This window comes from Bradyrhizobium shewense (assembly GCF_900094605.1).
Lineage (GTDB): Bacteria > Pseudomonadota > Alphaproteobacteria > Rhizobiales > Xanthobacteraceae > Bradyrhizobium > Bradyrhizobium shewense.
Map to the genome: position 1 here is coordinate 174,395 of NZ_FMAI01000003.1, position 22,869 is coordinate 197,263.

20 protein-coding genes are annotated in these 22,869 nt (G+C 64.9%); 12 read left to right on the top strand and 8 right to left on the bottom strand.

Annotation, left to right across the window (positions count from 1 at the left end; genetic code table 11):
• Positions 1 to 12 precede the first annotated feature (12 nt).
• The 4 genes from GA0061098_RS07780 (at position 13) to GA0061098_RS07795 (ending at position 4,510) form a co-directional block, all read left to right on the top strand.
• Entirely contained in the window at positions 13 to 960 is a 948-nt protein-coding gene (locus tag GA0061098_RS07780) for a TAXI family TRAP transporter solute-binding subunit (RefSeq protein ID WP_091955763.1), read from the top strand.
• Between the two features lie 153 nt (positions 961 to 1,113).
• Positions 1,114 to 3,234, top strand: coding sequence for a TRAP transporter permease (locus tag GA0061098_RS07785; protein WP_165637224.1), 2,121 nt, complete (start codon positions 1,114 to 1,116; stop codon positions 3,232 to 3,234).
• On the top strand, positions 3,195 to 3,608 hold the full coding sequence (locus GA0061098_RS07790) for a DUF1850 domain-containing protein (protein WP_091955765.1): 414 nt from the start codon (positions 3,195 to 3,197) through the stop codon (positions 3,606 to 3,608). The genes GA0061098_RS07785 and GA0061098_RS07790 overlap by 40 nt, the downstream gene beginning before the upstream one ends.
• A gap of 95 nt (positions 3,609 to 3,703) precedes the next feature.
• Positions 3,704 to 4,510 carry an SDR family NAD(P)-dependent oxidoreductase gene (locus GA0061098_RS07795; RefSeq protein WP_091955767.1) on the top strand — a complete coding sequence of 269 codons (807 nt, stop codon included), beginning with the start codon at positions 3,704 to 3,706 and terminating at the stop codon, positions 4,508 to 4,510.
• 200 nt (positions 4,511 to 4,710) lie between these two features.
• Here the strand turns inward: GA0061098_RS07795 and GA0061098_RS07800 are convergent, their stop codons facing one another.
• The gene (locus GA0061098_RS07800; protein ID WP_091955770.1) at positions 4,711 to 5,481 is read right to left on the bottom strand and encodes a hypothetical protein; all 771 of its coding nucleotides are present in this window, start codon (positions 5,479 to 5,481) and stop codon (positions 4,711 to 4,713) included.
• A gap of 212 nt (positions 5,482 to 5,693) precedes the next feature.
• Positions 5,694 to 7,271, bottom strand: coding sequence for a cation:proton antiporter (locus GA0061098_RS07805; RefSeq protein WP_091955772.1), 1,578 nt, complete (start codon positions 7,269 to 7,271; stop codon positions 5,694 to 5,696).
• Positions 7,272 to 7,364: 93 nt separating this feature from the next.
• On the opposite strand from GA0061098_RS07805, the gene GA0061098_RS07810 reads away from it, so the two are divergent.
• From GA0061098_RS07810 to GA0061098_RS07830, 5 genes are all read left to right on the top strand, one after another.
• Positions 7,365 to 8,129, top strand: a complete 765-nt coding sequence (locus tag GA0061098_RS07810; RefSeq protein ID WP_091955774.1) for a tetratricopeptide repeat protein — start codon at positions 7,365 to 7,367, stop codon at positions 8,127 to 8,129.
• Between the two features lie 132 nt (positions 8,130 to 8,261).
• On the top strand, positions 8,262 to 9,647 hold the full coding sequence (locus tag GA0061098_RS07815) for a tetratricopeptide repeat protein (RefSeq protein ID WP_091955776.1): 1,386 nt from the start codon (positions 8,262 to 8,264) through the stop codon (positions 9,645 to 9,647).
• Between the two features lie 331 nt (positions 9,648 to 9,978).
• The gene (locus GA0061098_RS07820; RefSeq protein ID WP_091955778.1) at positions 9,979 to 11,889 is read left to right on the top strand and encodes a propionyl-CoA synthetase; all 1,911 of its coding nucleotides are present in this window, start codon (positions 9,979 to 9,981) and stop codon (positions 11,887 to 11,889) included.
• Positions 11,890 to 12,111: 222 nt separating this feature from the next.
• Positions 12,112 to 12,372: a hypothetical protein gene (locus GA0061098_RS07825; RefSeq protein ID WP_091955780.1), complete on the top strand. Its 261-nt coding sequence runs from the start codon at positions 12,112 to 12,114 to the stop codon at positions 12,370 to 12,372.
• Positions 12,373 to 12,396: 24 nt separating this feature from the next.
• Positions 12,397 to 12,603 (top strand): DUF6494 family protein, encoded by a 207-nt coding sequence (locus GA0061098_RS07830; protein WP_091955782.1) that lies wholly within the window; start codon positions 12,397 to 12,399, stop codon positions 12,601 to 12,603.
• 151 nt (positions 12,604 to 12,754) lie between these two features.
• On the opposite strand, the gene GA0061098_RS07835 is transcribed toward GA0061098_RS07830, so the two are convergent.
• Entirely contained in the window at positions 12,755 to 13,450 is a 696-nt protein-coding gene (locus GA0061098_RS07835; RefSeq protein ID WP_165637226.1) for a DUF1013 domain-containing protein, read from the bottom strand.
• A 243-nt stretch (positions 13,451 to 13,693) separates the two neighbouring features.
• Here GA0061098_RS07835 and ispH point away from each other — a divergent pair, with 243 nt between their 5' ends.
• Genes ispH through rnhA form a run of 3 tightly spaced genes read left to right on the top strand, consistent with a single transcriptional unit; the run spans position 13,694 to position 16,113 of the window.
• Positions 13,694 to 14,662: a 4-hydroxy-3-methylbut-2-enyl diphosphate reductase gene (gene ispH / locus GA0061098_RS07840; RefSeq protein WP_028140700.1), complete on the top strand. Its 969-nt coding sequence runs from the start codon at positions 13,694 to 13,696 to the stop codon at positions 14,660 to 14,662.
• 6 nt (positions 14,663 to 14,668) lie between these two features.
• Entirely contained in the window at positions 14,669 to 15,652 is a 984-nt protein-coding gene (locus GA0061098_RS07845; protein WP_091955786.1) for a homoserine kinase, read from the top strand.
• The gene (rnhA, locus tag GA0061098_RS07850; protein ID WP_091955789.1) at positions 15,649 to 16,113 is read left to right on the top strand and encodes a ribonuclease HI; all 465 of its coding nucleotides are present in this window, start codon (positions 15,649 to 15,651) and stop codon (positions 16,111 to 16,113) included. Before GA0061098_RS07845 ends, rnhA begins: the two co-directional genes overlap by 4 nt.
• A 163-nt stretch (positions 16,114 to 16,276) precedes the next feature.
• Here rnhA and GA0061098_RS07855 read toward each other — a convergent pair whose 3' ends face one another.
• The 5 genes from GA0061098_RS07855 to GA0061098_RS07875 all read right to left on the bottom strand — a co-directional run bounded on the left by GA0061098_RS07855 (position 16,277) and on the right by GA0061098_RS07875 (position 22,794).
• Positions 16,277 to 16,762 carry a peroxiredoxin gene (locus GA0061098_RS07855; protein WP_091955791.1) on the bottom strand — a complete coding sequence of 162 codons (486 nt, stop codon included), beginning with the start codon at positions 16,760 to 16,762 and terminating at the stop codon, positions 16,277 to 16,279.
• Positions 16,763 to 16,870: 108 nt separating this feature from the next.
• Positions 16,871 to 17,425, bottom strand: coding sequence for a DUF924 family protein (locus tag GA0061098_RS07860; protein ID WP_091955793.1), 555 nt, complete (start codon positions 17,423 to 17,425; stop codon positions 16,871 to 16,873).
• A 15-nt stretch (positions 17,426 to 17,440) separates the two neighbouring features.
• Entirely contained in the window at positions 17,441 to 19,126 is a 1,686-nt protein-coding gene (locus tag GA0061098_RS07865; RefSeq protein ID WP_091955795.1) for a long-chain fatty acid--CoA ligase, read from the bottom strand.
• 182 nt (positions 19,127 to 19,308) lie between these two features.
• Complete coding sequence (locus GA0061098_RS07870) at positions 19,309 to 20,808, bottom strand: D-alanyl-D-alanine carboxypeptidase family protein (RefSeq protein WP_091955797.1); 1,500 nt, start codon at positions 20,806 to 20,808, stop codon at positions 19,309 to 19,311.
• A 189-nt stretch (positions 20,809 to 20,997) separates the two neighbouring features.
• Positions 20,998 to 22,794 carry a glucan ABC transporter ATP-binding protein/ permease gene (locus GA0061098_RS07875; RefSeq protein ID WP_091955799.1) on the bottom strand — a complete coding sequence of 599 codons (1,797 nt, stop codon included), beginning with the start codon at positions 22,792 to 22,794 and terminating at the stop codon, positions 20,998 to 21,000.
• Between the last annotated feature and the right edge of the window lie 75 nt (positions 22,795 to 22,869).

The following is a 22,869-nucleotide window of genomic DNA, read 5'->3' on the forward strand; positions in this document are numbered from 1 at the left end:
AGAACAACAACCATGAAACGGACCATTTTCGGCGCGGCCGCGGCTCTTGCTCTGGCGGCGTCGGCACCTTGCGCGCAGGCGCAATCCTTCATCAACGTGCTGACCGGCGGCACCTCCGGCGTCTATTATCCGCTCGGGGTCGCGATCGGGAAGATCTACGGCGACAGAATTCCGAACGTGAAGACGCAGGTGCAGGCCACCAAGGCGTCGGTCGAGAATTTGATCCTGCTGCAGCAGGGCCGCGGCGAGCTGGCGTTCACGCTGGGCGATTCGCTCAAAGCCGCCTGGGACGGCGAGGAGGAGGCGGGCTTCAAGACCAAGCTCGACAAGCTCAGGACCATCGGCGCGATCTATCCGAACTACATCCAGATCGTCGCGACCACTGAATCCGGCATCAAGACGCTGGCCGACCTCAAGGGCAAGAGCCTCTCTGTCGGTGCGCCGAAGTCCGGCACTGAGCTGAATTCGCGCGCGATCCTGGCCGCCGCCGGCATGAGCTACAAGGATCTCGGCAAGGTCGAATACCTGCCGTTCGCCGAATCCGTCGATCTCATGAAGAACCGCCAGCTTGCAGCGACGCTGCAATCGGCCGGCCTCGGCGTCGCCTCGCTGAAAGACCTTTCGACCTCGAGCCCGATCACGGTGGTGTCGGTGCCGAAGGAGACCGTCGACAAGATCGGCCCGCCCTTCGTCTCCGCAATCATTCCGGCCAACACCTATACCGGCCAGGACAAGGACGTGCCGACGGCGGCCGTGATCAATTATCTCGTCACGAGCTCCGCCGTGTCCGACGATCTCGCCTATCAGATGACCAAGCTGATCTACGAGTCGCTGCCGGAATTGCAGAACGCGCACGCGGCCGGCAAGGAGATCAAGCTCGAGACCGCAGCGACGGGCAGCCCGGTTCCGCTGCACCCCGGCGCGATCCGCTATTACAAGGAAAAAGGGCTGATCAAGTAACTTCCTCCGTCGTCATTCCGGGTTCGATGCTCCGCATCGCCCCGGAATGACGGTGGAGAGATCGTTCGCGAATGCCCGGGATCGTCCCGGGCATGACGTTTTTGGGGCCCTGTGCCAATGCTATTGGGCATGGACAGGCTGAGGACGAGATAGATGCTGGAAAAGGCAGAGGGCACGGCGACCGCGCCCGAGAAGGTCAAGGTCGAGTTCGACAATTTCGAGCACGGTTTCCCGGAAGGTTTCGGTCCGGGTTGGTGGGGGCAACTCGCCTACTGGATCGGCATCGCCTTCGCCACCTTCCAGCTCTATGTCGCCGCCTTCAACTATCTGCCGAGCCAGGTGGTGCGCGGTGTCCATGTCGGCTTCCTCGTCCTGCTCACCTTCGGCCTGATCGCCAATTTTACCGCGAAGAGCAATGTCGGCCGCGCGCTCGGCTGGGTGATCGGCGGCGCCGGCTTCCTGTGCGGGCTCTACCAGTGGATCTTCTATGCCGATTTGATCGCGCGCGACGGCGACCCGACGCGGCTTGATCTCGTGGTCGGCACGGTGCTGGCGGTGCTGATCTTCGAGGGCACGCGGCGCCTGATGGGCGCGGCGCTGCCGTTGATGTGCGGCGCGTGCCTCGTCTACTGGTTCTTCGGCCAGTACCTGCCGTCGCCGCTCAACCATCGCGGCTACGATTTCGACCAGATCATCACGCATCTGTCGTTCGGCACCGAAGGCTTCTACGGCGTGCCGATCTACGTGTCGGCGACCTACATCTTCCTGTTTATCCTGTTCGGTTCGTTCCTGGAGCGCGCCGGCATGATCCAGCTGTTCACCGACGTTTCGCTCGGCCTGTTCGGCCGCACCCGCGGGGGACCTGCGAAAGTCGCGGTGTTCGCCTCGGGCATGATGGGCACGATCTCCGGCTCGGGCGTCGCTAATGTCGTGACCGTCGGCCAGTTCACGATTCCCTTGATGATCAGGTTCGGCTATCGCCGCGCGTTTGCCGCGGGCGTCGAAGCCACGGCCTCGATGGGCGGGCAGATCATGCCGCCGGTGATGGGCGCGGTCGCCTTCATCATGGCCGAGACGCTCGGCGTGCAATATTCCGAGATCGTCAAGGCGGCGGCCATTCCCGCGATCCTCTATTTCGCGTCCGCGTTCTGGATGGTGCATCTGGAAGCCGGCAAGCACGGCCTCGTCGGCATGAAGCGCTCGGAAATCCCGAGCGCCTGGAGGGCGCTGGTGACGCGCTGGTACCTCGTGCTGCCGCTCGCCGCCCTCGTCTACATGCTGTTCGAGGGATTTACGCCGCTCTATGCCGGCAGCATGGGTCTGGCGCTGACGGTGGCGCTGATCCTCGGCACCGCCATCACCACCGGCGCCTCCTCGAATGTGATCCGCACCATCTTCTGGATCGGCCTTGCGCTCGTCGTCGCCGCGCTCTCGCGTGACGGCCTCAAGATCGTGCCGGTCGCCAGCGTCGTCGTGGGGCTGATCGTGATCACCGCCTTCGTGCGCGGGGGCTTTGCGGCGTTGCGTGCCTGCCGCGACGCGCTGGCCGAGAGCGCCAAATCCGCCATCACCGTCGGCATGGCCTGCGCCATCGTCGGCGTCATCATCGGCATGATGTCGCAGACCGGCGTCGGCACCATCTTCGGCGGCTGGGTGATCGGGCTCGGCGAGAAGAGCCTGTTCCTGGCGCTGATCATGACCATGCTGCTGTCGATCCTGCTCGGCACCGGCATCCCGACCATCCCGACCTACATCATCACCGCCGCGCTTGCCGCGCCCGCGTTGGCCAAGCTAGGGGTGCCCTTGATCGCGAGCCACATGTTCGCGTTCTACTACGGCATCATGGCCGACCTTTCGCCGCCGGTGGCACTGGCGGCGCTCGCGGCGGCACCGATCGCGAAGGAGAACCCGGACAAGATCGGCTGGGAGGCGATGCGCATCGCGCTCGCCGGCTACGTCATTCCGTTCATCTTCGTCTACTCGCCGGCATTGATGCTCCAGGCCGGCGACCCCATGGCGGCCAAGCTCGGCTTCTATGGCGCGGTGGCGCTGGCGACCGTCAAGGCATTGGCAGCGATCGGCCTGTTCGGCATGGTGGCGATCGGTTTCCTGTTCACCCGGCTGACGCTGATCGAGCGCCTGGTCGCGCTCGGCGCAGCGTTCTGCCTGCTCGGCGATTTTCCGTTCAGCGACACCGCGGGCTTTCTGCTGACGGCGGCGATCGTGCTGTGGCAATGGCGGCAGCGCCCGCCTGTAACGGTCGAGGCGGTGTGAGCCTCTGCTTCGCAACGGCTTTCGGCGGGAAGGCGCTGGTACTGTCTGCGTTCACGCTGGTGTGGACGCATTCGATCGCGAAAGTCGACTGGCAGGAGGATTGGCGCGTCACCCCCGCCGGTCTCGAACTGGTGCAGGCCCGCGTCAAGGGCACCGGCCCCGGCATGGAGCCGCCGCCCGAGGCGCGGCTGGTCGACGGCTGGTTTCAGTGGCAGCCCGCGCAGGCACCGATGCAGGAGGTCATGCTCGGCAATTCGGGCGCCGCCGGTGAATGGCGGCTGTGCCATGACGGACAGTGCCGGACGCTGTCGGAGATTGTCGGGCATCCCATTGGTGCTAACGTCACCATGATGAAGGTGTGCAACGATCCGTAGCCCGGATGGAGCGAAGCGCAATCCCGGACAGTGGCCCCGGATTACGCTTACGCTCCATCCGGGCTACAACAAGAACAACAACAAGGAGACACACGATGGATCGGCTCAAGGGCAAGGTTGCGATGGTGGTGGGGGCCGGGTCGATCGGTCCCGGCTGGGGCAACGGCAAGGCGACCGCGGTGACCTTTGCGCGCGAGGGCGCGCAGGTGTTTTGCGTCGATCGCAATGGCGCGGCCGCCGAGGAGACCGCAAAGATCATCACCGGCGAAGGCGGCAAGGCGACCGCGTTCACCGCCGATGTGTCCCGCGCGAGCGAGATCGAGGCGATGGTGGCGGCGTGCCTGAAGGCCTATGGCCGCATCGACGTGCTCGACAACAATGTCGGCATCGCCGAGATGGGTAGCGTGGTCGAGGTGACCGAGGAGAGCTGGGACCGCGTCTTCAGCGTCAACCTCAAGAGCGCCTATTTCGCCATGAAGCACGTCATTCCAGTGATGGTGAAGCAGGGCGGCGGCTCGATCATCAACATCTCCTCGATCGCCTCGATCCGCCACATGGGCATCTCCTACGTCACTTACGGCACCTCGAAGGCGGCGATGAATCAGATGACGCGCACCACCGCGATCGAGTTCGCGCGCCACCATGTGCGAGTGAATGCGATCCTGCCCGGCCTGATGAAGACGCCGATGGTCGAACACTCTGCCGGTCTTGCCGCCAGCTACGCCAAGGGCGATGTCGAGGCGATGTGGCGCGCGCGCGATGCGCAGGTGCCGATGGGGCACATGGGCGATGCCTTCGACGTCGCCAACGCCGCGCTGTTTCTGGCGTCGGACGAGTCGAAATATGTGACCGGGATCGAGCTCGTGGTCGACGGCGGGATCACGTGCAAGGCGGGGGCGTGATTTCAATCTCTGCTGTCGTCCCCGGGCGCGCAACGCGCGAACCCTGGACCCATAACCACAGGGAGAAGTCGTAGCGCGAGCCGGTAACTCCGAGTCTTCGCCAAACCACGGCCTGTGGTTATGGGTCCCGGATCTGCGCTACGCCCCAGTCAACGCTTCGCGTTGCCTGGAGCCTCGCTTGTCCGGGACGACAGCGGTGATTACTGCGCCAGCGCCAGAATTCCGCCGGCGAACGAATGCCACGCCGCGGTCTCGCTGATCGGCCAGTTCAGGACCTTCACCGCCAGCAGCGCGAGCGTGCCATAGATGTAGACCGGATGCACGCGGCCTTCGGTGCGCCAGTCGCGCACCATGGCGACGACGAGGAGCAGCGATGCGACGACGGCCGGCGCGATCGTCACCGGCACCGGCGGCGGGCCGGGCGGTCCCGGAGGCGCCAGGAAGGTCAGGAACCATCGCGCGATCGCGGCATCGAGGATCGAGACCGCGGCGAGCAGCATCAGGCGCTTGTGAATCTCGGGTCTGCGCGTGTTCATGATCGCGAGCACGAACACGATTGCGAAGAACGCAATCCCGCTCATCGGCACGATCGAGAAGCCGATGCCGGCCTCTTTCTGCCCGAGCGCGGCGGAATGCTGCATCACATGCACGGAGGCGAGGAAGCCGAAGATCGTCATCGCGGTGGCGAGCGACACGCCGGCGATGCCGAGCGAACGGTGATTGACCACGCGCCCCGAGGCCGCGAGCCAGGTCTGAAGCACGAAATAGACAGACCAGGTGAAGAACAACAATCCGTGAAAGTGAATCACGGGGCTCGCGGACAGCGTCCGGTTGGCGAGGGGAACCCAATAGGTCGGTGCGAAGCCGAGAAACGCGGTGGCCGCGCAGGCCAGGGCCATATGCAGATAAAAATATCGCGCAGGCGACGCATCTCGCGCGCGTACACGACGGTCGTCGGTCAGAGTCGTCATCAGGAATGAGTCTGGGGAGGTGGGGTTTGGTTCAAACCCCGCTGTCGTCCCGGGGCGCGCGTAGCGCGAGCCCGGGACCCATAACCACAGGACGTGGTTCTGTCGTTGGCTGGCAACTCCGTGTCTTCGCCAAACATAATTTCGTGGTTATGGGTCCCGGATCGGCGCGCGCTTAGGGCGCGCTTGTCCGGGACGACAGCGAGATTGTTGCGTCATCCCCCCGCGCTCAATTCTGCGCGATCGAGCTCCTCTTCGAGCCGGTGGAAGGCATCGTCGCCGATCACTTCGGTGGCGCGGAGGTCGAAGATCGATTTGCGGGCGGCCGCGATGGCGCGGCGGCGCAGGGGATCGGCGGGCAGCTCGCCACTGGCGATGCCACCGTGAGGATCGCTCCCGGCCTGCATCAGGATGGCGCGATATTCGAGCCGCAGGATCTCCGCCTCCTCCGACGGATCGCTCTCGATCGCATCGAGCGCGGCGCGATAAGCGACGGCGCGGGCGCGCGCGACCTCGGTGCCGACGGGGTCGTCGTCCCTAAGGCCGAACGCCAGGATCAGCGGCCGCAGCGTCAGGCCCTGGATCACCAGCGATCCCAGCACCACTGCAAAGGCGATGAAGACGATGAAGTCGCGGTAGGGAAAGGTTTCCGGCAGCGCAAAAGCTGTGGCGAGCGTGACGAGGCCGCGCATGCCGCACCAGGAGATGATGAGGCCGCCCTTGGTCGAGGCGACGGCCCTGGGATCATTCGGATGATAGATCCCCTGCGCGACCAGCACACGCAAGGTCGCGCGATAGAACGTCACCCAGGCGAGGCGCACCAGGATCACCGTCAGCAGGATCCAGCCGGCGGCCACGCAATATTCCCAACGCACGTCCGCATCCAGCCGCGTCCAGATCGGCCGCATCTGCATGCCGATCAGCATGAAGGCGAGCACGTTGAGCACGAACACCATCGTTTCCCACACCGCATAGGACGGCACCCGCAGCCGTGCTGGCATGCGCGCCCCCGCCGTGCGCGCCATGGTGATGGCGTAGACGACGATGGTGAGAATGCCGGAGAGGCCGAGATGCTCCGCGGCGATCCAGACCATGAAGGTGGTGGCGAACTGCACGATGATCGCGCTGGGTGCTTCCTTGACCCGTTCCAGGAGCAGCGGGATGATGTAGCCCGCGAGCAGGCCGCCGACGACACTGCCGACCAGGGCCAGCGCCATCGTCGGCGCGACCTGGCTCCATGTCAGATGCTCGGTGGCGACGGCACCGACCGCGATGCGATAGATCAGAAGCGCGCTCGCGTCGTTGAGCAGGCTTTCGCCCTCCAGGACTTTCACCATGCGGTGGGGCAGCTTGACCTGGCTCAGGATCGCGACCGCAGCGGCCGCATCGGGCGGCGCCACGATGGCACCGAGCGCGACCGCGGCGGCCCACGGCATATCGGGCATCAGCCGGTGCGCGACGAAGGCGACGCCCGCCGTGGTCAGGCCGACCGCGGCGACGACCAGGGTCGAGACCGGAACCCAATTGTTGCGCAGGTCGCGCAGCGAGGTGTCGAAGGCGGCATCGAGCAGCACCGGTGCGACAAAAAGCGCCAATGCCAGGTCCGGCTCCAGCGCCCAGGACGGGCTGGACGGCACGAAGGCGATCAGCGCGCCGCCGATGGCGAGAAAGGTCGGGTAGGGGACCTTGATCCGCCGCGCCAGCGCCGATAAGGCAACGGCGCCGAGCAGAAGCGCGATGATCCATTCGAATGTCGACACGATGATCCCCGAAGCCGGTTTGAGCGGCGCCACAAGCTAGCACCAATCCGGCCGTATGATGGATAGTACGGCCCCGAGGCAAGACTTAAGGCAAGCCAGAAAGCAAGACATCCGACTGCAACGAGCATGCGTTTTCAAAAACTCATTCAATCGTCAGGTGCCGTATTGTTTTGCGCGCTGTCGCTGAATGCCGCCCGGGCTGCGACCGGCGGCGAACCGGCTGCGGTGATACAGGTCGATGTCGCCTCATGCCTCGCGGCGACCGCGGCAGACGATGTGGACAAGGCTGCCACGGCCTGTGCCGCCGTGATCGACAATGAGAAGACGGCGAAGGGGGATCTGATCAAGGCGCTGATCGCGCGCGCCGCGTTCTATGCGCGCCACGACCAGGTCGACCGCGCCATCGCCGACGACAGCCGCGCTCTTTTGCTCGACCCTGCGCTCGCCGACATCTTGAATGCGCGCGGCGGGCTCTGGCTGAAGAAGGGCGACAAGCCCAAGGCGGTGCAGGATTTCGGCGCGGCGCTGAAGATCGATCCGAACCACGAGAAGGCCAAGGCCAATCACAAGGCAATGGCGCGCGAGCTGGAGCGGATTGGCGCGCAGATGGCGGTCGCCGGCAAGCCCAGCTTCAATTGCAGGCGTGCGGCTCGGGCGGTGGAGAAGGCGATCTGCGGCAACCGCGAGCTCGCCGATCTTGATCGCGAGATCTTTGCCTCCAATGCCCGTGTGATCCGGGAGGCGCGCAATCCGGCGGAAGCGAAGAACCTCCAGCGTGAACAGGACGAGTTCATTGCCCGCCGCAATGCCGGGTACGGCCGGGCGGGGTATGATCTGAAGAAGGCGATGCAGGAGCGGCTGCAGCGCCTGAATGGCGTGGACGGGTATTGACGATTCTTCGCCTCTCCCCGCAGGCGGGGCGAGGGAGTGATGCGCCGCGCGCCCCTAACTGTTCCCAAATTGAACCCATTTCTTCCCTGCCGCGACAATGGTGAGAACCCGACGCCACGGAGCCCTCTTGCCATGTGCGGCACGCATTCTTCCGCGCAAGCGCATTCGCTTGCCAAAATCTCGCTTCGCGCTTTTCTTCTCGGGGCGGCGATGAGCCTCGTCCTTGCAGCCCCCGCCTCGGCGGGCACCGATTGCGTGATGGGCAGCAAGGCTGCTCCCGCGGAGCTGATCCCGGCCTGCACCGTCATCATCAACCAGGGCGCAAGTCCCGCGTCCGACCGCGCGGCGGCGCTGCTGGTTCGCGCCGACGCCAATGCGCGGACTTCGGGCGGCCTCACGCAAGCCCTGCGGGACATCGACCGTGCCATCGCAATCGACGGCAAGAATGCAAAGTCCTGGCGCCTGCGCGGCGACCTCTTGCGCGAAGCCGGCGGCGATCTCAACCGCGCGGCGGCGGATCTGAGCAAGGCGATCGAGCTCGATCCGCGGGATGCGGAGGCTTACGAGCTGCGCGGTGTCGTGTATACCACCCAGCGCAGGCTTGACCGTGCGCTCGCCGATTACGACCAGGCGATCAAGCTGAAGCCGGATGATGCACAGGCATGGTCCGACCGCGGCGTGAACTACTATCTCGGCGGCGACAACGAGAAGGCGATCAAGGATCTCAGCGAGGCGCTGCGGCTCGATCCCAACCGTCCGCGCACCTACACCAACCGCGGCGCGGCATACAAGAAGCTCGGCCAGCTCGACAAGGCGGTGGCCGACGACGGCGAGGCGATCAGGCTCGATCCGAAGGTGCCCGAATATTTTGACAACCGCGGGCTCACCTATGCCGCCATGAAAGAGTACGACAAGGCGATCGCCGATTACGACCAGGCGCTGCGCCTGGCGCCCCGGCCGAACTTCTTCACCAACCGCGGCGATTCCTACCAGTTCAAGGGTGAGTTCGGAGCGGCGCTCAGCGACTACGACGCTGCGCTGAAGCTCGATCCGAATTTCGCGCAGACCTACAACAACCGCGCCGTGCTCTACAAGAAGATGGGCGAGCGCAAGAAGGCGCTGGCCGATTACGAGACGGCGCTCAAGCTCGATCCCGGTAACGAGAATGCTGCCAACGGCCGCCGCAGCACGATCGCGGAGATCGCGAAATTCGGCGGTGAGCCGCCGCGGGTGCTGAATGCGGCGTCCGGCAATGGTCCGTCCTTCGAATGCGCGACGGCCAGGCGTGAGGTCGAGAAGGTGATCTGCGCCGATCCGCAGCTGGGCGTGCTCGACCGCCAGATCGCCGAGACCTACGAGCGCGTGCTGAAATCGGCGGGCAAGCGCTCGGCTGGCGAAGTACGCAAGACCCAGCGCGATTTCCTTAGCCTCCGCAACGCCAGCTTCGGCCGGCCGGGCTATGATCTGAGGAAGGTCATGCAGGAGCGGTTACAGAAGCTGAATGCGACGGAGAGCTAGTCGCTGCCACGCGCAAGACGTTCCCTCCCCCTTGTGGGGGAGGGTTAGTGAGGGGGTAGCCACGAACTCGGAGCGGAGTTCGTGGCTACCCCCTCTCCGGCTCTCCCCCACAAAGGGGGAGAGAGCCCACCTATGCTGTCGCGCTAGTTTGCCTCGATCTCCACGGCTCGCTTATCGCTTCGACGATACCCATCCTTTTCAGCTTGAACCGCCGCCCGTTCCCGGGAAAATACCTCTCAAACAAGGCCGACACTTGATCCGGGTCATGGCGGGGCGACCGTCCGGCCGCAAGGTTCGAGGTCAGGCCAATAAAGGTAACGGGAGCGCGGGAATGAACATCCAGGGCAACAGCAGTTATCACGAGGTCCATGCCCGCTCGCTGACCGACCCCGAAGGCTTCTGGGCCGAGGCGGCGAAGGAGATCGACTGGATCGAGCCGCCCAAATCGATCTTCGACCCCTCGCAGGGAACCTATGGCCGCTGGTTCACGGGGGGAGTCGTCAATACCTGCTACAACGCGCTCGACCGCCATGTCGAAGGCGGCCGCGCCGACCAGGTCGCGCTGATCCACGATTCACCGCTGGCGGACAGCGTCACCAAATTCACCTATGCCGAACTGCTGAACGAGGTGCAGGCGCTCGCCGCCATCATGCAGGATTTCGGCGTCGCCAAGGGCGATCGCGTCATCCTTTATATGCCGATGGTGCCGGAGGCCGTGGTCGCGATGCTCGCCTGCGCGCGGATCGGTGCGGTGCACTCCGTGGTGTTCGGCGGCTTTGCCGCGAAGGAGCTTGCCACCCGCATCGACGACGCGCAGCCGAAACTCATCCTCTCCGCAAGCTGCGGCATCGAGCCCGGCCGCATCGTGCAGTACAAGCCGCTGCTCGACGAGGCGATCAGTCTTGCCGGCAGCAAGCCGAAGGCCTGCATCGTGCTGCAACGCCCGCAGCTCACTTGCGACCTGGCCCCGGGGCGGGACTACGATTGGGCAAGCCTGCGCCGCAAGGCGATGAACGACGGCAAGAAGGCCGCATGCGCGCCTGTCGCCGCGACCGATCCGCTCTACATCCTCTACACCTCGGGCACCACCGGCATCCCGAAGGGCGTCGTGCGCGACAATGGCGGCCATCTCGTCGCGGTGAAATGGTCGATGTTCAACCTCTATGGCGTCAAGCCCGGCGAGGTGTGGTGGTGCGGCTCCGACATCGGCTGGGTGGTCGGCCACAGCTACATCGTCTACGGCCCGCTGCTGCACGGTGCGACGACGATCATGTATGAGGGCAAGCCGGTCGGCACGCCCGACGCCGGCGCGTTCTGGCGCGTGATCGCCGAGCACAAGGCGGTCGCGTTCTTCACCGCGCCGACCGCGTTCCGCGCGATCCGGAAAGACGATCCGGAAGGAAAGTTCATCCGGCAATACGACCTGTCGAATTTCCGCACCCTGTTCCTCGCCGGCGAGCGTGCCGATCCGCCGACGGTCGCATGGGCGGAGCAGCAGCTGAAGGTGCCGGTGATCGACCATTGGTGGCAGACCGAAACCGGCTGGTGCATCGCCGGCAATCCGGTCGGGCTCGGCATGCTGCCGGTGAAGCACGGCTCGCCGACGGTGCCGATGCCGGGCTACCAGGTCGACGTGGTCGACGAGGCGGCAAAGCCGGTCGGGCCCAACACCATGGGCTCGATCGTCATCAAGCTGCCGATGCCGCCGGGCTGTCTGCCGACGCTGTGGAATCAGGATGCGCGCTTCAAGGAGGCTTATCTCAGCGAATTCCCCGGCTATTACAAAACCTCGGATGCCGGCTACAAGGACGAGGACGGCTATGTCTTCGTCATGGGCCGCACCGACGACATCATCAACGTCGCCGGCCATCGGCTCTCCACCGGCGGCATGGAGGAGATCCTGGCCTCGCATCCCGATGTTGCCGAATGTGCCGTGCTCGGCGTCAAGGACGCGATCAAGGGCGAGGTGCCGTGCGGCTTCCTGGTGCTCAAGGCCGGTGTGAAGCGTGCGCCCGCCGAGATCGAGAAGGAGATCGTCGCGCTGGTGCGCGACAAGCTCGGCCCGGTCGCCGCCTTCAAGCTCGCGATCACCGTGGGACGCCTGCCCAAGACGCGCTCCGGAAAGATTCTGCGCGGCACCATCAAGAAGATCGCCGACGGCGAGTCCTGGACCATGCCGGCGACGATCGAGGACCCCAAGACGCTCGACGAGATCGGGGAGGCGCTGAAGGGGCGGGTGTGAGGCGAAGCGTCATCCCGGGGCGGTCCGCAGGACCGAACCCGGGATCTCGAGATTCCCGGTGCGCAATTGCGCACCTGAGGGCTGTTGCTTACGCTCCATCCCGGGACGACCGACTCCATTGGGGGCTTGAATAGGCCGCATTTTTCCGCTCAACCCTCATCCTGAGGAGCGCGCTTGACGCCCGCTGCGCGGGCTCCTCACCATGAGGACGAAAGAGCTGCTATGAATGCGAAGCCGTTTCTTGCGATTGTGTTTGCGGGCCTCATGCTCTCCGCCTGCTCCGCGCGCTACCAGACGCCGGTGGCGATGGGCGGCGACGATGACGATGCGGTCTGCCTGAGCCGGGGCAATGCGCAGGGCTCGCCGGAATACGTGGCCTGCCGCAAGGACCGCGACGTGCAGCGCAACGCCGCCACCGCCCGTGCCGATCGCCGCCAGCGCGACCTCGGCGAATACATGCTGAACCATCCTGAGCGGCCGTAGGTCGCCCGGTTAACGGAGGGATTCATGAACGAGGACCAGTTCAACACGTCTTTGCGCAAATTCCTCAAGCAGGTCGGGGTCACCTCACAGCGCGAGATCGAGAAGGCCGTGCGCGATGCGATCGCCGCCGGCCGGATCAAGGGACACGAGAAGCTCAAGACGAAGATGGTGCTGACCATCGATGGAGTCGGACTCGTCCACGAAGTCGACGACGTGATCGAGCTCGGCTGAGCTCCTGCGTGCCATCCGCTCCACGTCCCTTCTGACTTTCGTCTTGGGGCTCGACTGTCCGGGCCGGGTCGTCCCGCCATCAAGCAAAAACGCGGCGGATGGCTCCGCCGCGTTCGAATCGATTTGGACGTTCGGCGCGAGGCGCGGAGCCTTACTCCTCCTCGTCTTCCTGCTTCTTGCCGCCGAGCGTCTTCAGCTTGGCGAACACGGCGTCGAGGTTGAGGTCGTCGCTCGATCGCTCGGCCGGCTCGAACTCGTCCTTCTTGGTGGTCTCGGACGCCGGCAGCAGGGTCGCGCCGCCATAGGCTGCGTCGATCGGCTTCTCCTTGGCCGCGCGCGCCACCTCGAAATCGAGCTCGATCTGCGAGCAGAGGCCGAGGGTGACAGGGTCGATCGGGGTCAGCTGGGAGGTGTTCCAGTGGGTTCGGTCCCGCACGCTCGCGATGGTGCTCTTGGTGGTGCCGACCAGACGCATGATCTGGGCGTCCTTGAGCTCGGCATGGTTGCGCAGCAGCCAGAGGATGGCGCTCGGACGCTCGTGGCGGCGCGAGACCGGGGTGTAGCGCGGGCCCTTGCGCTTGGGCTGGGGCGGCAGCACCACCTTGCTCTCCTGGAGGCGGAGCCGATAATCCGGACTCTTCTCGCCCTTCTCGATCTCCTCGCGGGTCAGCTGGCCGTTGGAGAGGGGATCCATGCCCTTGATGCCCTGGGCAGCATCGCCGTCGGCGATCGCGCGCACCTCGAGGGGGTGCATCTTGGTGAAATCGGCGACCTGGTCGAAGGTCAGCGCGGTGTTGTCGAGCAGCCAGACGGCGGTCGCCTTGGGCATCAGCGGTGCGTTGCTCATGGCAAATCTCCTTTGTGCTTCGCCCACCCCTCTGGAGGCGAAACCGGTGGTCATCAGCGATGACTGGGAATTCGCGCTATATAAGCCCGGAGGGGGTAGCCACGCAATGGTTCTGCTATAGATAGTGCCTTGACAGCGCCCGAAAGGGGGCCCAATTCCCTGTAAGCCCGTACCCAAGCCCTATTCCATCCATCGACCGCTTCCCGCCCATTTGGCGAGGTGATTCGGTCCCGAGATCGCTCAATGTCAGCCAAACCAGACCTCAAGATCGTGCTTTGTTCTCCCCGTGGCTTCTGCGCCGGGGTGGTCCGGGCGATCGACACCGTGGAACGGGCGCTCGATAAGTACGGTGCCCCCGTCTATGTTCGCCATGAGATTGTGCACAACAAGTATGTCGTCGACGGGTTGAAGAAGAAGGGCGCCATCTTCGTCGAGGAGCTGGCCGAAATCCCGGAAAACACCAGCGCCCCGGTGGTGTTCTCGGCCCACGGCGTGCCGAAGTCGGTTCCGGCCGATGCCCAGTCCCGCAATTTGTTCTCGCTGGATGCGACCTGCCCGCTGGTGACCAAGGTGCACCGCGAGGCCGCGATCCACTTCAAGCGTGGCCGCGAGATCTTCCTGATCGGCCACTCCCATCACCCCGAAGTGGTCGGCACGCTCGGCCAGCTTCCGACCGGCGCCGTGACCCTGATCGAGACCGCCGAGGACGCCAAGACGATCTCCCCGAAGGATCCCAACAACCTCGCCTTCGTGACCCAGACAACGCTGTCGATCGACGACACCGCGGAGATCGTGGCGCTGCTGAAGGAGCGCTTCCCGAACATCAACGGGCCGCACAAGGAAGACATCTGCTACGCCACCACCAACCGCCAGCTCGCGGTGAAGAAGGTGGCGCCGGTGGTCGACGCGCTCATCGTCGTCGGTGCCCCCAATTCGTCGAACTCGCAGCGCCTGCGCGAGGTCGCCGAGCGCGAGGGCTGCGGGATTGCGGTGCTGGCGCAGCGTGCCACCGACATCGACTGGGACAAGTTCGGCAACATCAAAAGCCTCGGCATCACCGCGGGCGCCTCCGCGCCGGAAGTGATCGTCGAGGAGATCATGGACGCGTTCGCCGAGCGCTACACGCTGCATGTGGAGACGGTCTCGGCCGCGGAGGAGAACGAGTTCTTCCCGTTGCCGCGTCAGGTGCGCCCCGAAGCCGCCGCCGAGTAGACTTTTATGGCGGTCTACACCGACGTTGCCGCCGAAGAGCTTGCGGATTTCCTGAAGCAATACGAGCTCGGCGAATTGCTCTCCTACAAGGGCATCGCCGAGGGTGTCGAGAACACCAACTTCCTGCTGCATACCAGCCAGGGTTCGTTCATCCTCACGCTCTACGAGAAGCGCGTGGCGAAGAATGACCTGCCGTTCTTCCTCGCCCTGATGACGCATCTGGCCGAGCACGGCATCAACTGCCCGCTGCCGGTGAAGGGAAGAGACGGCGAGGCGTTGCGCGAGCTGTCGGGGCGTCCCGCGGCGATCATCACCTTTCTCGAAGGCATGTGGCCGCGCAAGCCGAACGTGGCCCATTGCGCCGGTGTCGGTGGGGCGCTGGCGAAGATGCATCTGGCCGGTGCGAACTTTGCGGTTCGGCGCGCCAATGCGCTGTCGGTCGCGGGCTGGCGGCCGCTGTTCGATGCGGCTTCGAACCGCGCCGACGAGGTGCAGCCGGGCCTGCGCGCCTTTCTCGCGACCGAGCTCGACCATCTCTCGAGCGGGATCTGGCCGGACAATCTGCCGGAGGGCGTGATCCACGCCGACCTCTTCAACGACAACGTCTTCTTCCTCGGCGACCAGCTCTCGGGGATCATCGATTTCACCTTCGCCTGCAACGACATGCTGGCCTATGACGTCGCGATCTGCCTCAACGCCTGGTGCTTCGAGCCGGATCATTCCTTCAACGTCACCAAGGCGCGCGCTTTCCTCAACGCCTATGGCCGCGTGCGAAAGCTCTCTGGCGCCGAAGAGGCCGCGCTGCCGCTGCTGGCCCGTGGTGCCGCGATCCGCTTCCTGCTGACGCGGCTGGTGGATTGGCTCAACGTGCCCGAAGGCGCGCTGGTCAAGCCGAAGGACCCGCTGGAATATTTTCGCAAGCTGCGCTTCCACCAGAGCGTGACGAGCGTACGCGATTACGGGCTGATGCCGTCAGGATTGGTCGCGTGAGCGAGCGTCCCAATGTCACGATCTATACCGATGGCGCCTGCTCGGGAAATCCCGGGCCGGGCGGCTGGGGCGCGATCCTGAAGTTCGGCGACAAGGAAAAAGAGTTGAACGGCGGCGAGCGCCACACCACCAACAACCAGATGGAGTTGATGGCCGCGATCTCCGCGCTCGAGGCGCTGAAGAAGCCGTGCACGGTCGATCTCTATACCGACAGCCAGTATGTCCGGCAGGGCATCACCGGCTGGATCCACGGCTGGAAGCGCAACGGCTGGCGCACCGCCGACAAGAAGCCGGTGAAGAATGTCGAGCTATGGCAGCGCCTGGATGCCGCGCTGAAGCAGCACGAGGTCCGCTGGCACTGGGTCAAGGGCCACGCCGGCCACCCCGAGAACGAGCGCGCCGATCAGCTGGCGCGCGACGGCATCGTGAAGGCGCGGTTGCAGCAGCGGCTGGCGGAGTAGGGGCGAGCCGTCGGCGCGCCACCTTCAACTGTCATCGCCCGCGAAGGCGGGCGATCCAGTATCCCAGAGACGGTTGTGATTGAGCTGAGACGCCTCGGCGTACTGGATGCCCCGCCTTCGCGGGGCATGACAGTGTCATTTGTGGCCAAGAGCTACGCGCGGCTCAGAGCTGCCCCAGCAGCGTATCGCCGCCGGAGACCTCGACCTTGCCGGGCATCGCCTCGAGGTTGAGCTTCTTGACCACGCCGTCCTCGACCAGCATCGAATAGCGCTTGGAGCGGATGCCGAGGCCGTTGGCGGAGGCGTCCAGCTCCATGCCGATCGCCTTGGCGAATTCGGCATTGCCGTCGGCGAGGAAGATGGCCTCGTCGCGCTGGTCGGTGTCACGCTTCCAGGCGTTCATGACGAAGGCGTCGTTGACGGACACGATGGCGATGCTGTCGACGCCCTTGTCCTTCATGGCATAGGCGTTGAGGAAGATGCTCGGCAGATGCATCTTGTGGCAGGTGCCGGTATAGGCGCCGGGCACCGCGAACAGCGCCACCTTCTTGCCCTTGAAGATATCGTCGGTGGTCTTCACTTGCGGGCCTTCCGCCGTCATCACGCGGAATTTCGCCTCGGGCAGCTTGTCGCCAGTCTGGATCGCCATTGTCGGTCTCCCTGAATATCGATCCCGCTTATTAGACCGTGCGGCGGGCCCGCACAATATTGCCGGCGGGCGAAGCGGTGAGGGTGGGGCCCCTTCACCGTGATGTCATCAACCGGCGAAGCCGCCCTTGTCGAGGAAGGCCTGCTCTTCCTCGGTGCTGTCGCGGCCGAGCAGGTGGTTGCGGTGGGGAAACCGGCCGAACCGCTGGATGATGTCGGCGTGCTCCCGGGCGTATTTCAGGTTTTCGGCATTCTCGGTGTTCTGAAACAGCGCGACGCAGTGCAGCTGGTCGGGCAGGTGCTCGGAATGCATCAAGGGCAAATAGAGGAATTCGAGCAGGACCGGATCGATCCTGCCATCGACCCCGCGATCGATCGCCCGGCGGGCGACGTCGCGCGCCTGGGCATCGCTGGCAAAGGCCTGGGACGTGCCGCGGAACATGTTGCGGGGGAATTGGTCGAGCACGATGACCAGCGCGAGTGCGCCGTCATCGCTTGCCTCCCATGAAGCGAGCTCGCCGGCGACCGCCTTCTGCCACAAAGCAAGGAAGCGGCGCCTGACCTCGGCATCGAAGGCGTCGTCGCGCTTGTACCAGCGCTCGCGGCCGGCCTCGCGCCAGAAGGCGAGAATGCCCGATGGCGCGATATCGCCGCCCGCGGTCATGAAACGGCGACGCGCTTACGCCGCCTGAGCCTTCTTCTCGTCGCGCAGTTCGCGTCGCAGGATCTTGCCGACATTGGTCTTGGGCAGGTCGCTGCGGAATTCGATGTGCTTGGGCACCTTGTAGCCGGTGAGCTGCTCGTGACAGAATTTGATCACCGCCTCGGCGGTGAGGTTCTGATCCTTCTTCACCACGAAAGCCTTCACCGCTTCGCCCGACTTGGAATCGGGGATGCCGATCACGGCGCATTCGAGCACGCCCGGATGGCTCGCGATCACTTCCTCGATCTCGTTGGGATAGACGTTGAAGCCGGAGACCAGGATCATGTCCTTCTTGCGGTCGACGATCTTGGTGTAGCCCTTCTCGTCCATGATGCCGATGTCGCCGGTGCGGAAATAGCCGTCCGCGGTCATCACCTTGGCGGTCTCCTCGGGCCTGTTCCAGTAGCCGGACATCACCTGCGGACCCTTGGCGCAGATCTCGCCCGCCTGGCCGAGCGGGACTTCGTTGCCGTCATCGTCGCGGATCGAGATGTAGGTCGATGGCACGGGAATGCCGATCGTCCCCGTGAACTCGGTGGCCGTTGCCGGATTGCAGGTCAGCGTCGGCGAAGTCTCCGACAGGCCGTAACCCTCGGCGATGAAGCAGCCGGTGATCGCCTTCCATTGATCGGCCACGGGGCGCTGCACCGCCATGCCGCCGCCGTTGGAGATCTTCAGCTTGGAGAAGTCGAGCTTCTTGAAATCAGGGTGGTGCATCAGGCCGTTGTAGAGCGTGTTCACGGCCGGGAAGCTGTTGACCTGGTATTTCGCCAGCTCCTTGACGAAGCCGGCGATGTCGCGCGGGTTGGGGATCAGGAGATTGCAGCCGCCCGCGCGCACCGCGAGCAGGTAGCAGGCCGTCAGCGCGAAAATGTGATAGAGCGGCAGCGCGCAGACGATCATGAGCTGGTCGACATGCGGCGGCGCGGCGAGCGCCGGCTGGAGCCAGGCGTCGTTCTGCAGGACGTTGGCGACGATGTTGCGGTGGAGCAGGGTGGCGCCCTTGGAGACGCCGGTGGTGCCGCCGGTATATTGCAGGAAGGCGACGTCGCCCGGCGAGAGTTTTGGCTTGTTGAAGGTCATGCCGCGGCCGGCCGACACCGCATCGTTGAAAGAGACCGAGCCCGGCAGCGACCATGCCGGTACCATCTTCTTGACGCGGCGGACGACGAGATTGACGATCACGCCCTTGAAGCCGAGCAGATCGCCCATGCTGCCGACGATGACGTGCTTGACCTGCGTCTTGGCGATCACCTGCTCGACGGTGTGGGCGAAATTCTCCAGCACGATGATGGCTTCGGCGCCGGAATCCTTGAGCTGGTGCTCGAGCTCGCGCGGGGTGTAGAGCGGATTGACGTTGACCACCGCGAAACCGGCGCGCAGCGCGGCAGCCGTCGCGATCGGATATTGCAGCACGTTCGGCATCATGATGGCGATGCGGGCGCCGCGCTGCAGCCCGCGGCCCTGCAAATAGGCGGCGAGCGCGACCGACATCTGGTCGAGGTCGCGATAGCTGATGGACTTGTCCATGCAGATGAACGCCTTGCGGTCGGCGAACTTGGTGAAGCTCTCTTCAAGAAGATCGACCAGCGATGCGTATTGGGTCGGCTCGATATCGGCGGGCACGCCGGGCGGATATTGCTTGAGCCAGATGCGCTCCATGGAAAACTCCCCTCATCTACCAGAGCCCGCTGTGTCTCGGGCTTGCCTCATTGCTGCCAGTATCGAGCTTGCTGGAACGGGTGGCAAGTCGTTGAGGCTTAATAGGTCAGGAAGTGGCTACTGGAATCGTCGAGTAGCCGCGCTGCCGCAGGTGCGAAGCGCGGGGGCGGCTCGGCGCGCCGTTAACTGTTGTTGGCCGGCTTGGCGGCGGGCTTGGTCGCGGCCTTGGGCTTGGCGGGCTTCGGATCGCTGCTTGCTGCAGGCTTCTCGGCGGGTTTTGCCGCCGCGTCGTGCTTGGCGGCCGCATGCTTGGGCGCCGCCGGCTTCGCCGCAGTCTTGGTGTCGCTCTTGTCGTTGCTCTTATCGTTTTTCTTGGCCTCAGCCGGCTTGGCGACAGGCTTCACGGCCGCCGTCTTGGTGTCCTTGGCGGCGTCCTTGCCCGCGTCTTTCGGCTTGTCGGCCGCGTCAGGCTTCTTGGCCACGCGCGACTTCTTGCCACGCGGCTTTGACGCCGTCTGCTGGTCGGCATCGGCCGCGACCGCCGCGATCAGGGCGGTGCCGGTGCGGGTCGGGCCGGTATAGACCAGCACGGGCTCGGTCGCCGCTGGAGCCGAGGCCATCAGCTCGGAGGCCTTCATCAGGGGCGGCTGGAGGCCGGCGGTGAAGAAGGTCACCTGGGCTTCGCCGCCGGTGGCCGAGGCGGATCCGCTGGTGCCGCCATTGGCCGCAATCAGCGCATCGTCGTCGTCGCTGGCCGGCCGCTTGCGATGGCCGCCGCACATCTCGTCGCGCAGGTTCGGCGGCGAGGCGTCGACCGGCACGAGGTTATCGACCGTGCCGAGCGAGGGGCGCAGCCACGTCAGATTGTCCTGGCCGAAGCCGCGCTCCAGCAACTGCGCCGCCTTCACCGCGCGCGCGGTGCCGGAATTGGCGCCGAGCACCACCGCGATCAGCCGGCGGCCGTTGCGCGTGGCCGAGGCGACGAGGTTGTAGCCGGAGGCGCAGATGAAGCCGGTCTTGAAACCGTCGGCGCCAGGATAGCGGCCGATCAGCTTGTTGAAATTGCCGGTGGTGCGCTTGCCGAAGCGGATCGCCGGGATGTGCACGAAGTATTCGTATTCCGGAAGGTCGCGCAGGAACGAGCGGGCGAGGATGCCGAGGTCGCGCGCCGACGTGATCTGGCCGTCGGCAGGAAGGCCGTTCGGATTGACGTAGCTGGTCTGCGTCATGCCGAGCTTCTTCGCGGTATCGTTCATCATCGCGGAGAAACCGTCGATCGAACCGCCGACGCCTTCAGCGAGCACCACGGCCATGTCGTTCGCCGACTTGACCATCATCATCTTCAACGCGTTATCGACGGTGAGTTGCGTTCCCGGACGGAACCCCATCTTCGAGGGCGATTGCGAGGCTGCCGTCGGCGATACCGTAAGCAGCGAGTCGAGCGTCAGCCTGCCGTCCTTGACTGCCCTCAACGTCACATAGGCTGTCATGATCTTGGTGACGGAGGCCGGATACCAGGGAATGGTCGCGTTGTCGGCCTGCAACACCTTACCGGTATCGGCCTCGATCAGCAGCAGCGCTTCGGCGCTCGCCGCGCGCGGCGCAAGCAGCGCGGCACATGCGAGCGTCGCAGCGAACAGGTTGAACAGGGATTTGCGAAGCAGCGGGCGTAGGGCGTGCACTATCCGATTCCGGTCCTTGGAGACCCGCCTGATACGGGCGGTGCTCGTGATCTGATCGTCGGTTCTGAAATCCAGCGCCGCCGCTTGCGGCGCCGCAAACCTATACCGGCTGGTGCGTCGAGAACAGGGGCATGAGCGGGGTATTCCGCAATGAAATAGGCCGAATTTCGACGATCCTGTGGGGACTTGCTACGGGGATTTGGCGGCAGTCGCAGCAGCCTCAGCGGCTGTCACACTGGCCCGCGTGGTCTCGTGAACCATGAACTGGGCCCTGGCGAGCTCGGCGAAATGGCCGCTCTTGGCCACGAGTTCATCGAAAGTTCCGCTTTCGATCACCCGCCCGTTCTCGAACACCAGGATCCGCGTGGCGTTGCGGATGGTGGAGAGCCGGTGGGCAATCACGAAGGTGGTGCGGCCCTTCATCACTTCGTCGAGAGCGGCATTCACCTTGGCCTCGGTGACGGCGTCGAGCGCGGAGGTGGCCTCGTCCAGGATCAGGATCGGCGGGTCCTTCAACAGCGCGCGGGCGATTGACAGCCGCTGCCGCTCGCCGCCGGAGAGCATGCGGCCGCGCTCGCCGGCATTGGTCTCGAAGCCGCCGCTGCGCTCGATGAAATCGAGCGCCTGCGCACGCTCGGCCGCCTTGCGCAACTCGGCCTCGGTCGCATCCGGCTTGCCGACGCGCAGATTCTCCTCGATCGAGCGGTTGAACAGCAGCGCCTCCTGGAACACGACGCCGATATTCCGGCGCAGCGAGGTCAGCGTGACGCCGCGCACGTCCATGCCGTCGATCTTGATGAAGCCCGACTGCGGGTCGAAGGCGCGATGCAACAGCGCGATCGCGGTGGATTTGCCGGCGCCGGTCGGGCCGACCAGCGCGATGGTCTGGCCGGGCAGTGCGGTGAAGGTGAGGTCCTCGATCGCCGGTCGCTTGCCGTCATAGGAGAAGGTGACGTCGTTGAACTCCACGAGGCCGGACAGCCTGCCGGCGTCGATCGCGTCGGGCCTGTCGTGCACCGCGGGCACGGCGTCGAGCACATTGAAGAACTCGCGCAGGCGGGGCGCTTCCATGAACACGTTGTTGATGAAGCTCACCACCTGCTCGAGCTTCTGGATCAGCAGCGTCGCAAAGCTCACGAACATCACGATCTCGCCGACCGAGGTGAGCCCCTGGTCGTGCAGCGCGATGCCGAGCGTGAAGATCGCGAGCACGGTGATGGTGGTGGAGGCGCGCGTAATGACGGTGACGAGCGCCCACCATGACAACACCGGCATCTGCGCTTCGAGCAATTGATCGGCGATCGAGCGCAGCCCCTTTACCTCGGATTCGACGCGCACGAAGCTCTGAACCAGCGCGACATTGCCGAGCGCATCGGAGGCGCGCGCGGACAGCTCGCTATATTGCTCCTCGACCGCCATCTGCATGCCGAAGGTCTTGCGCACCACGAAGGTCGTCAGCGCGGTGAAGACGATGCAGAGCACGAACAGCAGGATCGCGAGCCGCCAGTTCAGGTAGAGCGACAGCGGTAGCAGCACCACGACCGAGAGGATCGCGGCAAAGTGCTCGCGGAAGAAGCCGAGCCACAGCCGCCACAAGGCGTCGGTGCCGTTGAGCATCACCTTCATCAGTCGGCCCGAATGGGTGCCGGAGTGGAAGGTCAGCGGCAATTGCAGGATGTGCTCGAAATAGTCGGTCAGCACCGCCTGGCGCTGGCGGTGCGAGAGCCGGTCGGCCTGCAAGGCCACGAGCGCGCTGCAGAGAATGGTGAACAGCCCGAAGGCGACCCAGGCTACCAGGAACGGCCAGGCCGAGCTCGACCCGGCCACCGTCTTGCCCGAGAGCACGTCGACGATCCGCCCGAACAGCACGGGTTCGGCGAATTGCGAGCCCGCGAGCAGGAGATTGGCGACCGCGAGCAGCCAGCCCAGCCGCGCCTCCTTGCCGAGCAGTTCGAGAACACGTGTGTAGAGACGGAGGATGGGCATGCGGGCGACGAACTCGAGCGGGTAACGGAGCCCGTATTTTAAGCAGGGATCGCGCGGGAGATATAGCGGAAGCTG